Below are 12346 nucleotides of genomic sequence, written 5' to 3'. Positions count from 1 at the left end.
TGGAATAAAGCGTTGCCAGTTTGATGCCCGCTGGACGGAATCAAACGACTTACAGTTTGGTACGACGGTACCAATATCTTCTGCCTGACAGATTTAGAGGAACGACCGTGCATAACGTCGTCATCAGCGGCACTGGCCTGTACACCCCGGCCAACAGCATCTCCAACGAAGAGCTGGTGCAGTCTTTCAATACCTACGTGCAGCAGTTCAACACGGAGAACGCCGCCGCCATCGAGCGCGGTGACGTGCAGGCGCTGACCGAGTCCAGCGCAGCCTTCATCGAGAAGGCGTCGGGCATCAAGAGCCGTTTTGTGATGGACAAGGACGGCATCCTGGACCCGCAGCGCATGACCCCGCGCCTGCCCGAGCGCAGCAACGACGAATGGTCGGTGCTCTGCCAGATGGCCATCGGCGCCGCCGAACAGGCCCTGCAGCGCGCCGGCAAGACCGCCGCCGACATCGACGGGGTGATCGTCGCCTGCTCCAACCTGCAACGCGCCTACCCGGCCATCGCCATCGAAGTCCAGGAAGCCCTGGGCATCGCCGGTTTCGGCTTCGATATGAACGTGGCGTGTTCCTCGGCGACCTTCGGCATCCAGAACGCCGCCAACAGCATCAAGCTGGGCCAGGCCCGGGCGATCCTGATGGTCAACCCGGAAGTCTGCACCGGCCACTTGAACTTCCGCGACCGCGACAGCCACTTCATTTTCGGTGACGCGGCCACTGCGGTGATCCTCGAGCGCGCTGACCTGGCGACCTCCGAGCACCAGTTCGACGTGGTCAGCACCAAGCTGCTGACCAAGTTCTCGAATACCATCCGCAACAACTTCGGCTTCCTCAACCGCGCGGCGGAAGAGGGCATCGGCGCGCCCGACAAGCTGTTCGTGCAGGAAGGCCGTAAAGTCTTCCGGGATGTCTGCCCGATGGTCGCTGAGTTGATCGGCACGCACCTGGCAGAAAACCAGTTGAACGTGAACGACGTGAAGCGCTTCTGGTTGCACCAGGCCAACCTGAGCATGAACCACCTGATCGTGAAGAAGCTGCTGGGGCGTGAAGCCACGGTGGAAGAAGCACCGGTGATTCTCGACACCTACGCCAACACCAGCTCGGCGGGTTCGGTGATTGCGTTCCACACTTACCAGGACGACCTGCCCAAAGGCGCCGTGGCGGTACTCAGCTCGTTTGGCGCTGGCTATTCGATCGGCAGCGTGATCCTGCGCAAACGCTGATCCTGCGGCTCGCCGCGATCAAATGTGGGCGCTGGCAAACCAGCCCCCACACCGATCGCGTTCTCACTTGGAAACCGAGGTCTCGAATGGCAGTAGCGGACGACGCGCACCTGCTTGAACGCTTGCTCAAGGGCGAGCAGCGGGCCTACAAGGAATTGGTCAGCCAATACCAAAGCGCCATGCGCGCGGTGGCCTACGCGATTGCCGGTCAGCGTCATGCCGACGAAGTGGTACAGGACGCCTGGCTGTCGGTGGTACGCAACCTGCCCAAGTTCGAAGGGCGCTCCAGCCTCAAAACCTGGCTGCTGACCATCACCGCCAATGCTGCCAAGAGCCGCTACAAACAGAATCGTCGCGAAGTGTTGCTCGATGATTTGCCCTCGCCCCACGGCACGATCGGCGATGAGCGTTTCAGCGCGGATGACGGTCACTGGGCGGTCGCCCCTTTTGCCTGGCACCAGGACACCCCGGAAGCCCTGCTCACGGAGGACGAACTGCGTAAATGCCTGGAACATACGTTGCTGAGTTTGTCGGAATTGCAAAGCAGCGTACTGGTGCTGCGTGAACGCCAGGGCCTGGAGTTGGAGGAGATTTGTAATCTTCTGACGCTTTCGCTCTCCAATGTGCGGGTGCTGTTGCATCGCGCACGGCTTAAAGTCTTCGCCACGGTGGAGCATTTTGAGGAAACCGGCGAATGTTGACGTGTAAAGAGCAAGTGGCGCGTTCCAGTGACTTTCTCGATGGTCAGTTGACCTTTCGCGAGCGGCTGCTGGTGCGTCATCACTTGATGTTCTGCCCTAATTGCCGGCGTTTTATCCGTCAGATGCGCTTGCTGCAGGCTACATTGCGGATCATGCCGCAGGCGCCGGTACAGGATGTGGATGCCTTGGCTGAACGGCTGGCCGCCGAGCGGCGCAAGGATCAGTAACGGCGGGGGGAAGGCAGACTCGCGTGGGAGAATCGGACGGATGATGGGGACCGATTTACCCACGCCAGGCTGTTACAGCCACCCCGGGCCATCCTGGCCCAAGGCGTGTCGCACTTACAGTTAGAACTTGGCTTCAGCATCCAACTGCAGGGTGTTGGTGTTGGCATCACGCTGCGTGCGGCTGGCGTAGTCAGCCTTGGTCAGGAAGTACGTGGCGCCGACAGCGAAGTTCTTGTCGATGTCGTAGCTGACCTTCATCTTATGACCGCGCGAACCGGTGGTGCCGTTGGCGAAGTCCGAATCGGTGAAGGCGCCTACCACAGCGTTACGTTGCGTATCGCGGTAGTTGTAGTCCAGGTTGAAACCGAACACCTTGGACTTGGCACCCAGCAACCAGGCGGTGTCCTGATCGGTGGAAGCATCGTTGTTCTTCACGTACTGACCGTAGAACGCCAGCGGCACGGCCAGGCCACCGATGTCGGCTTGGGCAAAACCTTCGTACAGACGGAATTGTTCGTTCGCCGAGTTGCCGTTGACCGCCAGTGCGCAAGGCGTGGTGCTGCTCGTACAGGTGCTGTTTTCGTCGTTCTGGTAGGCGTAGATACTGCCGCCCAGGGTCATTTTCAGGTTGTCGGTCACCGAGAAACGCGTGCCCAACTGGCCGGAAGTCAGGCGCAGGTCGTGGCGGAATTGCACGCCGTCGCCGTCGACGTTGTCCTTGAGGTTGTAGTTACCGAGGCTGCCGAACAGCTCGGCGCTGCTACCCAGCGGGTATTTGTAGGTCAGGGCCAGACCTTCCGGGTTGATATCGCTATCCCAGATCACGTCGCCCATGTTCACCCATGGCTGGAGCATCTTGCCGCCGATGACGTGCAGGTTCTTGATCTGCTTCGGGTGGTAGTCGATGTAGCCGAGGTCCAGCCAGATCGACTTCTTGTCGAAGTAGTTGTCCTGGTCCTGGTTGGTGGAGCGTGCATCGTCGCTGCTGCCGGTGGCGATACGAATGCCGGTGTCGACCTGGTCGTTGATCTCGGTGTAGGCGCCGAGACGGGCACGGATACGCTGACGGTCCTTGTCACGGCCACCGTTGTTGGATTCGCCCTGGATCTTCACGGTTTCCTGACGGAAGCGCACGTCACCCTTGAACTGGGTCTTGGCGGCCCAGGCAAGTTTCTGGTCGAACACGCTCAGGTCGTTGGTTTTTTTCGCGGTGGCCGCGATCTGTTCGTTGGTCTCTTGTTGAGCTTGCTGTGCGATCTGCTTTTCTTTCTGATCCTTGGCCAGCTCAGCTTGCAGTTCAGTGTACTGCGAAGCCGAGATTTGACCGTTGGCCTTGAGCATGTCGAGCAATTTAGCGTCGACTGCAGCGCTGGCCGGAACGCTCAGGGCCAGCAGCAAGCCGCCACAAAGGGCCGCCGCAGTTTTAGTGGAAGCAAGACGCATATCAATCTCCGAAAGTGAGGAGGGATGGCAAACCATCCAGGACACAACCGACCGATGACGGACGGAAAAATAACTGCCGGGGTAGAACCAGGCGCGCTAAAAACAGGCGTCAGTATCGCGATCGTTTATGACGGCGCAGTGGCGAACTGATGTCAGGTAGATGACAAATTATTTATGAACGGAACTATTGGTTTAGAGCCTTGTCCGGCGATTTGGAGGTGTGTCGGCAGCGGCGATAAGCGATACTCGCGAGGCTTTCACGCCCTGAAGTAGTGAGGATGCCTATGCCGCTGCAACGCCTGGACAGCCTGTCCGAAATCGCCCCGCAGGCCTGGGACGCCCTGGTGCCGCAGGCCCAGCCCTTCGTGCGACATGCGTTCCTGAGCGCGCTGGAAGACAGCGCCAGCCTCGGCCCGCATTCGGGTTGGCAGCCTGAGCATTTACTGCACTGGGACGGTGATCGGCTGGTGGCGGCATTGCCCGGTTATCGCAAATGGCATTCCTCTGGCGAGTACGTCTTCGACCACGGTTGGGCGCAGGCCTGCGAGCGGGCCGGTATCGATTACTACCCCAAGCTGTTGGTCGCCGTGCCGTTCAGCCCGGTCAGCGGCCCGCGCCTGTTGGCCGCCAGCGCCGAAGACGGTTTCGAGTTGCTCGGCAGCCTGCCCGGTTACCTGGAAATCGAAGGGCTCTCCAGCGCCCATATCAACTTCACCGACCCGCTGGCGGATGACGCCCTGGCCCGACAGCCGGGCTGGTTGCCGCGCCTGGGCTGTCAGTTTCACTGGCAGAACCGCGGCTACCGGGATTTCCAGGACTTCCTTGACGCCTTGAGTTCGCGCAAGCGCAAACAGATGCGCAAGGAACGCGAACAGGTGGCGGGGCAGGGCATCGAGTTCGAATGGTTGCAAGGCCATGAACTGAGCGAGGCGCAGTGGGATTTCGTCTACGCCTGCTACGCCAACACCTACGCGGTGCGCCGCCAGGCGCCGTACCTGACCCGTGCGTTTTTCAGCCTGCTGGCCGAACGCATGCCCGAAGCGATCCGCGTGGTGCTGGCCAAACAAGGCACGCGCCCGGTCGCGATGGCGTTCAGCTTGATCGGCGGCGACAGCTTCTTTGGGCGTTACTGGGGCTGCCTGGCGGAATTCGACCGCCTGCATTTCGAAACCTGCTTCTACCAAGGCATGGATTACGCCATCGCCCACGGCTTGCAGCGCTTCGATGCCGGTGCCCAGGGCGAGCATAAATTGATTCGCGGGTTCGAGCCGGTGATCACCCGGTCGTGGCACTACCTGCGTCATCCAGGGTTGAAGACGGCCGTCGAAGACTTCCTGGAGCGCGAGCGGGTGGGGATTCTGGCGTATGCCGAAGAGGCGAGGGCAGCCCTGCCGTATCGGCAGGGCTGAACCCGTTTTGCCTCAGGCCGGCTCCTCCTTGCCCAACCATCGATAGACCACGCCGCCGATCACCGCGCCGAGGATCGGCGCGAGCCAGAACATCCACAATTGCTGGATCGCCCACCCGCCCACGATCAGCGCCGGTCCCGTACTGCGGGCCGGGTTGACCGAGGTGTTGGTCACGGGAATCGAGATCAGGTGGATCAAGGTCAGCGCCAGGCCGATGGCGATGGGGGCGAGGCCCTTCGGGGCACGCGGGTCGGTGGCGCCGAGGATGATCAGCACGAACATCGCTGTCATCACCAGCTCACAGACAAACCCCGCTGCCATTGAATAGCCGCCAGGCGAATGCTCGCCATAGCCGTTGGAGGCCAGGCCTGACGCCAGTTCGAACCCCGGTTTGCCGCTGGCGATCACATACAACAGCGCCGCGGCGACAATGCCGCCAATGACCTGGGCAACGATGTACGCCGGTAACTCCCTGGCCGGAAACCTGCCGCCCACGACCAGCCCCACCGATACCGCCGGGTTGAGGTGACAACCGCTGATGTGCCCGATGGCGACCGCCATGGTCAGTACCGTGAGCCCGAAGGCCAGGGCCACCCCCAACAACCCGATGCCGACTGCGGGAAACGCCGCGGCCAACACCGCACTCCCGCAACCGCCCAGCACCAGCCAAAACGTACCTAAACCTTCTGTGACTGAACGCTTGAACAAAGACATGTACCCGTCCTTGATAGATCGCTCTACCGAATCAGTAAATCAGTGATGCTCCCTGCGATTTACTTCAGCGCCCGTCTTGGCACTGCACTGAGTACAGCACGGTTGCGGCACAAATCCAGGACACCCATGTGGGAGCAAGCCCCTCCCACCTTTTGAGTTGTGTAGGCCCGGCAGTTTCAGTCGATGCCGACGAAGCCTCCGGTCTGGTGCTGCCACAGCCGCGCATACAATCCGCCGTGGGCGAGCAACTGGGCATGGCTGCCGGTCTCGGCGATCTGGCCTTTCTCCAGCACCACCAGGCGGTCCATCCGCGCAATGGTCGACAAGCGGTGCGCAATCGCAATCACCGTCTTGCCTTGCATCAGGGTTTCCAGGCTTTCCTGGATCGCCGCTTCGACTTCCGAGTCCAGCGCCGAGGTGGCTTCGTCCATGATCAGGATCGGCGCATCCTTGAGCAGCACCCGCGCGATGGCGATGCGCTGGCGTTGCCCGCCGGACAGTTTCACGCCGCGCTCGCCCACATGGGCATCCAGCCCGGTGCGGCCTTCGGCGTCCGACAGCTGCGGGATGAACTCATCGGCACGCGCCTTGCGTATGGCCGCCCAGAGTTCTTCGTCGCTGGCGTCCGGCTTGCCATACAACAGGTTCTCGCGGATCGAGCGGTGCAGCAGCGACGTGTCCTGGGTGATCATGCCGATCTGTTCGCGCAGGCTTTCCTGGGCGACCTCGGCGATGTTCTGACCGTCGATCAGGATGCGCCCGCCTTGCAGGTCGTACAGGCGCAGCAGCAGGTTGACCAGGGTCGATTTGCCTGCACCGGAGGGGCCGATCAGGCCGATTTTTTCACCGGCCTCGATGGTCAGGTTCAGGCCGCCAATGATCCCGCTCTTCTTGCCGTAGTGGAAATCCACCTGCTCGAAGCGCACTTCGCCATGGGGCACGGTCAGGCGTGGAGCGTTGTCGCGGTCGACCACGGCCAGCGGCTGGGCGATGGTTTTCAGGCCGTCCTGCACCATGCCAATGTTTTCGAAAATGCCATTGACCACCCACATGATCCAGCCGGACATGTTGACGATGCGAATCACCAGGCCGGTCGCCAGGGCAATCGCGCCCACGGAAATCAGCGAATGGGTCCACAACCACAGGGCCAGGCCGGTGGTGGTGACGATCAGCAGGCCGTTCATGGTGGTGATCACCACGTCCATGCTGGTCACCACGCGGCTGGCCAACTGGGTTTTTTCGGTCTGCTCGATGATCGCTTCCTTGGCGTATTCCTGCTCGGATTGGGTATGCGCGAACAACTTCAAGGTGGTGATGTTGGTGTAGCCATCGACGATGCGGCCCATCAACTTGGAGCGCGCCTCGGAGGAAATCACCGAACGCGCTTTCACCCGCGGCACGAAGTAGCGCAATGCCAGGCTGTAGCAGACGATCCAGGTCACCAGCGGGATCATCAGGCGCCAGTCGGCTTCGGCAAACAGCACCAGGGAACTGATGGCGTAGATCGCCACGTGCCAGATCGCATCCACGGCCGCCACGGCGGAATCGCGCAGGGAGTTGCCAGTTTGCATGATGCGCTGGGCGATGCGCCCGGCGAAGTCGTTCTGGAAGAAATTCAGGCTCTGCTTGAGCACGTAGCTGTGGTTTTGCCAACGGATCAGGCTGGTCATGCCGGGGCTGATGGTCTGGTGGACCAGCAGGTCATGCAGGGCGCCGAAGATCGGGCGCAGCAGCAGGGCGACCACGCCCATCCAGATCAGCTCGGTGCTGTGGATCTGGAAAAAGTTCGCGGGCGGCGTGCCCTGGGCCAGGTCGATGATGCGGCTCAGGTAGCTGAACAGCGCGACTTCGATCAGTGCGCCGATCAGGCCCACCACCAACAGCGCGGCGAAACACGGCCACACCTGACGCAGGTAGTAGAGGTAGAAAGGCAGGACTTTATCGGGAGGGGCGGCGCTGGGCGCGTCGCGGAAAATATCGATCAGTTGTTCGAAACGACGATAGAGCATTAGGGTTGACGCCCGCCCGGCGGGCTCTCCTGTTCAAAGGCGCGCGACGCCTTGTGAGCGCCGCGCGGAACTACCTGCGGACCTCAGTCGATGCGCTTGGCCGACTTGATCAGGACAGGATCGATTGGCACGTTCTGCATGCCTTGTTTGGTGGTGGTCTGCGAGTTGACGATGATGTCGACCACGTCCATGCCTTTGACCACTTTGGCGAACACGGCATAACCGGCATCGCGGCCTGGATCGAGGAAGGCATTGTCCGCGACGTTGATGAAGAATTGGCTGGTGGCCGAATCCGGGTTCGAGGTGCGGGCCATCGACAGCGTGCCACGCACGTTATGCAGGCCGTTGCTGGCTTCGTTCTTGATCGGTGGGTTGGTGTCTTTTTGCGCCATCTGCGCAGTGAACCCGCCGCCCTGGACCATGAAGCCCGGGATCACACGGTGGAAAATCGTGTTGGTGTAGAAGCCCTTGTCGACGTAGGCCAGGAAGTTCTTGCTACTGATCGGCGCCTTGACCGGGTCCAGTTCGATTTCAATGTCGCCGTTGGTGGTGGAGATCAATACGTGGGGCGCCTTGGCGGGCTCGGCGGCCATCAGGTTGGCAGCGAACAGAACGGAACCGGCAAAGAAGGCGATTTTTTTCAGCATGGGTCAGTGATCCTGGGTAGTGGTTTCGACTGTCTTTAGAAAATCGAGCAGGGTAGCGTTAAAGACATCGGGTTGATCCAAGGGTGTGGCATGGCGGGAATCTTCGATGACCACCAGCCGCGCATCGGGCAGCAGTTTTACATAGATTTCTTTGTGCGCCACAGGGGTGTAGTCGTGGTCGGCGCTGATGACCAGGGTTGGACAGGCAATTCTGCAAAGTCGTTCCTGCACGCCCCAGCCCACAATTGCATCGAAGCTGGCGAGATAAGCATGTTTGTCGTTTTTTGCCCAGCGCTCGGCCATCTTGCGGCGCAGGTCGGCTTGCTGCGGTTTGGGAAACAGCCGGTCGCCCAGGGCCTTGCCGATGGTGGCCAGGCTGAGGACGCGTGCCAGGGTCCAGCGCTTGGCCCATTGCCAGTAATCGTCGGCGCTGCGCACCTTGACCTCGGGCGCGCTGTTGACGATGCACAGGCTCTTGACCCGCGCCGGTTCGTCCACCGCCAGTTGAAACGCGATCATGCCGCCCATGGACAAGCCCACCACGTGCGCGGCGGGCAGGTCCAGGTGTTCGATCAGGGCGATCAGGTCGAGGGTGAAACCTTTGATGCTGTAGCGCTCCCGGGGTTTGTCGGAACGCCCATGGCCACGCACGTCCACCACGATCAGGCGGTAATGCCGGGCCAGCACCGGAATCTGCAGTTCCCAATCCTGGCTGCTGGAGCCCAGGCCGTGGATCAGAATCAGCGGGGTGCCGTGACCATATTCCTCGTAATGCAGGCTGCACCCTTCATGTTCGAACCAGGCCATGCATGAACTCCGTTTCAGGCTTGCTGCGGTGCGGCGAAAGGCGCATCCAGGGGGGCGGTGTCAAATGTGCGCAGCAGCTCCACGAGGATCTGCGTCGCTGGCCCCAAGGGTTTGTCCTTGTTCGAGTACAGGTAGAACGTAGGGTGACGGCTGCCACCCTGCTCCAAGGGTAGCTGCTTGAGCACGCCTTCGGCGAGTTCGCGCTCAATCATGTGCCGGGGCAACCAGGCAAAGCCCAGGCCGCTGCCGACGAAACTGGCGGCCGTGGCGAGGCTGCCGACGGTCCAGCGCTGTTCGGCGCCGAGCCAGCCGACATCGCGCGGCTGCTGGCGCCCGGAGTCGCGGATCACCACTTGCATCTGGCTTTCCAGGTCCTGGAAGCTCAGTTCGCGGTTCATGCGGTGCAAGGCATGCTCGGGGTGAGCGACGGCGACAAACTCCACGTTGCTCATCTCGGTGCCGAGATAGCCGGGGATGTTGAAGCTGCTGATCGCCAGGTCGGCCACGCCTTCGATCAACAGCTCTTCAACCCCCGACAACACCTCTTCGCGCAGGCGCACGCGGCAGCCGCGGCTTTGCGGCATAAAGGCGGTCAGGGCGCGCACCAGGCGTGCATTCGGGTAGGCGGCATCGACCACCAGGCGTACTTCGGCTTCCCAGCCCTGTTCCATATGGTGGGCGAGGTCTTCGAGTTGGCTGGCGTTTTTCACCAACTGCCGGGAGCGGCGCAACAGCACTTCGCCGGCGTCGGTGAGCACGGCCTTGCGCCCGTCGATGCGCAGCAGCGGCACCCCGAGCTGGTCTTGCATGCGGGCCACGGTGTAGCTCACCGAGGACTGCGAACGGTGCAGCGCTTCGGCCGCCTGGGCGAAGCCGCCATGGTCGACCACGGCTTGCAGCGTGCGCCATTGATCGAGGGTAACGCGGGGCGCTTTCAAGATGAGCTCCTCTTGTCCTAAGCTGACAGTCCTTATTGGAGACTGCCGAATGAGAAAATTGTGTTGTGTGGTGCTGGCACTGCTGCCGCTCAGTGCGTTTGCCTACCCCATCGATGTGACAAAAAAGATCGACGGCGTGAGCGTGGATTACACCGCGTCCGACGTGGACGGAGACATCAGTTCGATCCAACTGAACAACTACGGCACGCGCGACGCGCTGTGTTCGGTGACTTTCACCAACGGCCCGGAATCACCCCGTCGCCGTACTGTCAGCGTGCCGGCGGGCAAAAGCACCAACACCACCGTCAAGTTCAACCGCGCGATCATCAAGATGCGTATCGCACTGGAATGTGCACCGAAATAAAGCGACAGCGGAGCATGCCTACAGCAATACTCCGCTTATAAACAAATTTCTAGATGGGTTGTAGCAGTTTTTTGCGCTTTTTTATCGAATTGGCTCTGGTTAATCTTTTCTCCATCGACTTACAGCAATTACAGATGGAGCCTACGCAGCCATGTCCAACGTACTGATCATCGAAAGCAGCGCCCGCCAGCAGGATTCGATCTCCCGCCAACTGACCCGGCAGTTCATCAGCCAATGGCAGGCTGCGCACCCGGCGGATCAGATCACCGTGCGCGACGTGGCGCTCAACCCGCTTCCGCACCTGGACGCCAACCTGCTCGGCGGCTGGATGAAACCGGCGGATCAGCGCAGCGCCAGCGAACAGGCATCCCTGGATCGCTCCAACACCTTGACCGACGAATTGCTCGCCGCCGACGTGTTGGTGATGGCGGCACCGATGTACAACTTCGCCATCCCCAGCACCCTCAAAGCCTGGCTGGATCATGTGTTGCGCGCAGGTGTGACCTTCAAGTACACCGCCACCGGCCCCCAGGGGCTGTTGATCGGTAAGCGGGCCATCGTGCTCACCGCCCGGGGCGGGATTCACACCGGCGCAAGCTCCGATCACCAGGAACCTTACCTGCGTCAGGTGATGGCATTCATCGGGATTCATGACGTGACGTTCATTCACGCCGAAGGGGTGAACCTGAGCGGCGACTTCCAGGAAAAAGGCATCAACCACGCCAAGGCGTTGCTGGCGCAAGTCGCGTGATCCTTTAATCGTCACATAATCGCGCGGTGTTTATATCTCACCACGCAAACCCTTCAAGTCCGCGTAAAAACCTCCCTTTGCACTTGTTGCTCCTGAGTGCTCCTGCCCGACTGCCGCTATCGCGAGGTCGGGTTTTTTTTGCGCCGAGTTTCGTGAGCCGCCGAAAACCTTTAATGTCCCGCCCATTCGATACGAGGCGCGCATGGGCTACTTACTGGTTGTCACCCTGATACAGGCATTTTCCTTCAGCTTGATCGGCGAATACCTTGCCGGTCACGTCGACAGCTACTTCGCGGTGCTGGTGCGCGTGCTGCTGGCCGGGCTGGTGTTCATTCCGCTGACGCGCTGGCGCTCGGTGCAGCCGACCTTCATGCGCGGCATGCTGGTCATCGGTGCGCTGCAATTTGGCGTGACCTACGTTTGCCTGTACCTGAGCTTTCGCGTGCTCACGGTACCCGAGGTGCTGCTGTTCACCATCCTCACGCCGCTGCATGTGACTCTGATCGAAGACGCCCTCAACCGGCGCTTCAACCCCTGGGCCCTGGTCGCCGCGCTGGTCGCGGTGGCGGGTGCGGCGGTCATCCGCTTCGATCAAGTCACCCCGCACTTCCTTGGGGGCTTCCTGCTGCTGCAACTGGCCAACTTCACCTACGCCGCCGGGCAAGTCATGTACAAGCAGTTGGTGGCGCGCTACCCCAGTGATCTGCCGCACTACCGGCGCTTCGGTTATTTCTACCTCGGTGCGCTGCTGGTGGTGTTGCCGGCATTCCTGGTGTTCGGCAAGGCTGATTTCCTCCCCGAAGCGCCGCTGCAGTGGGGCGTGCTGGTGTTCCTCGGGCTGGTCAGCACGGCCCTGGGCATGTACTGGTGGAACAAGGGCGCGTGCCTGGTCAACGGCGGGACCCTGGCGGTGATGAACAACCTGCATGTGCCGGTGGGGCTGTTATTGAACCTGTTGATCTGGAACCAGCACGAGCCGTTGGGCCGCCTGGCCCTGGGCGGTTTGGTGATTCTGGCGGCAGTGTGGATCAGTCGGTTGGGCATAAAGCCCGGGCCTGGCGTACAGTCTGCGAGGTGATAGGCCCAGGGCAGGCGTGAGCGGGAATG

13 protein-coding genes are annotated in these 12346 nt (G+C 61.2%); 7 read left to right on the top strand and 6 right to left on the bottom strand.

What is annotated here, in order from left to right:
- The first annotated feature begins 107 nt into the window (after positions 1–107).
- The 3 genes from PverR02_RS23245 (at position 108) to PverR02_RS23235 (ending at position 2157) form a co-directional block, all read left to right on the top strand.
- The gene (locus PverR02_RS23245) at positions 108–1229 is read left to right on the top strand and encodes a beta-ketoacyl-ACP synthase III (RefSeq protein WP_017845271.1); all 1122 of its coding nucleotides are present in this window, start codon (positions 108–110) and stop codon (positions 1227–1229) included.
- Between the two features lie 86 nt (positions 1230–1315).
- Complete coding sequence (locus PverR02_RS23240) at positions 1316–1930, top strand: RNA polymerase sigma factor (RefSeq protein ID WP_017845272.1); 615 nt, start codon at positions 1316–1318, stop codon at positions 1928–1930.
- The gene (locus tag PverR02_RS23235) at positions 1924–2157 is read left to right on the top strand and encodes an anti-sigma factor family protein (RefSeq protein WP_017845273.1); all 234 of its coding nucleotides are present in this window, start codon (positions 1924–1926) and stop codon (positions 2155–2157) included. Before PverR02_RS23240 ends, PverR02_RS23235 begins: the two co-directional genes overlap by 7 nt.
- Before the next feature lie 120 nt (positions 2158–2277).
- Here PverR02_RS23235 and PverR02_RS23230 read toward each other — a convergent pair whose 3' ends face one another.
- Positions 2278–3600 (bottom strand): putative porin, encoded by a 1323-nt coding sequence (locus tag PverR02_RS23230; protein ID WP_079444487.1) that lies wholly within the window; start codon positions 3598–3600, stop codon positions 2278–2280.
- A 284-nt stretch (positions 3601–3884) separates the two neighbouring features.
- On the opposite strand from PverR02_RS23230, the gene PverR02_RS23225 reads away from it, so the two are divergent.
- Positions 3885–5009: a GNAT family N-acetyltransferase gene (locus tag PverR02_RS23225; RefSeq protein ID WP_079444486.1), complete on the top strand. Its 1125-nt coding sequence runs from the start codon at positions 3885–3887 to the stop codon at positions 5007–5009.
- 12 nt (positions 5010–5021) lie between these two features.
- Here the strand turns inward: PverR02_RS23225 and aqpZ are convergent, their stop codons facing one another.
- From aqpZ to PverR02_RS23200, 5 genes are all read right to left on the bottom strand, one after another.
- Complete coding sequence (aqpZ, locus tag PverR02_RS23220; RefSeq protein ID WP_046382463.1) at positions 5022–5723, bottom strand: aquaporin Z; 702 nt, start codon at positions 5721–5723, stop codon at positions 5022–5024.
- Between the two features lie 176 nt (positions 5724–5899).
- The gene (locus PverR02_RS23215) at positions 5900–7732 is read right to left on the bottom strand and encodes an ABC transporter ATP-binding protein (RefSeq protein ID WP_046382464.1); all 1833 of its coding nucleotides are present in this window, start codon (positions 7730–7732) and stop codon (positions 5900–5902) included.
- Positions 7733–7815: 83 nt separating this feature from the next.
- Positions 7816–8379: a peptidylprolyl isomerase A gene (locus PverR02_RS23210; RefSeq protein ID WP_017845278.1), complete on the bottom strand. Its 564-nt coding sequence runs from the start codon at positions 8377–8379 to the stop codon at positions 7816–7818.
- Between the two features lie 3 nt (positions 8380–8382).
- Complete coding sequence (locus PverR02_RS23205) at positions 8383–9186, bottom strand: alpha/beta fold hydrolase (RefSeq protein WP_046382465.1); 804 nt, start codon at positions 9184–9186, stop codon at positions 8383–8385.
- A gap of 14 nt (positions 9187–9200) precedes the next feature.
- Positions 9201–10124 (bottom strand): LysR family transcriptional regulator, encoded by a 924-nt coding sequence (locus PverR02_RS23200; RefSeq protein WP_017845280.1) that lies wholly within the window; start codon positions 10122–10124, stop codon positions 9201–9203.
- 49 nt (positions 10125–10173) lie between these two features.
- On the opposite strand from PverR02_RS23200, the gene PverR02_RS23195 reads away from it, so the two are divergent.
- From PverR02_RS23195 to PverR02_RS23185, 3 genes are all read left to right on the top strand, one after another.
- On the top strand, positions 10174–10488 hold the full coding sequence (locus PverR02_RS23195) for a hypothetical protein (protein WP_026139816.1): 315 nt from the start codon (positions 10174–10176) through the stop codon (positions 10486–10488).
- Positions 10489–10639: 151 nt separating this feature from the next.
- Positions 10640–11239 carry an FMN-dependent NADH-azoreductase gene (locus PverR02_RS23190; protein WP_017845282.1) on the top strand — a complete coding sequence of 200 codons (600 nt, stop codon included), beginning with the start codon at positions 10640–10642 and terminating at the stop codon, positions 11237–11239.
- A 202-nt stretch (positions 11240–11441) separates the two neighbouring features.
- Entirely contained in the window at positions 11442–12317 is an 876-nt protein-coding gene (locus PverR02_RS23185; RefSeq protein ID WP_017845283.1) for a carboxylate/amino acid/amine transporter, read from the top strand.
- Positions 12318–12346: the final 29 nt, after the last annotated feature.

This window comes from Pseudomonas veronii, assembly GCF_002028325.1.
Taxonomy (GTDB): domain Bacteria; phylum Pseudomonadota; class Gammaproteobacteria; order Pseudomonadales; family Pseudomonadaceae; genus Aquipseudomonas; species Aquipseudomonas veronii.
This window is presented reverse-complemented; position numbering and strand designations above follow the sequence as displayed.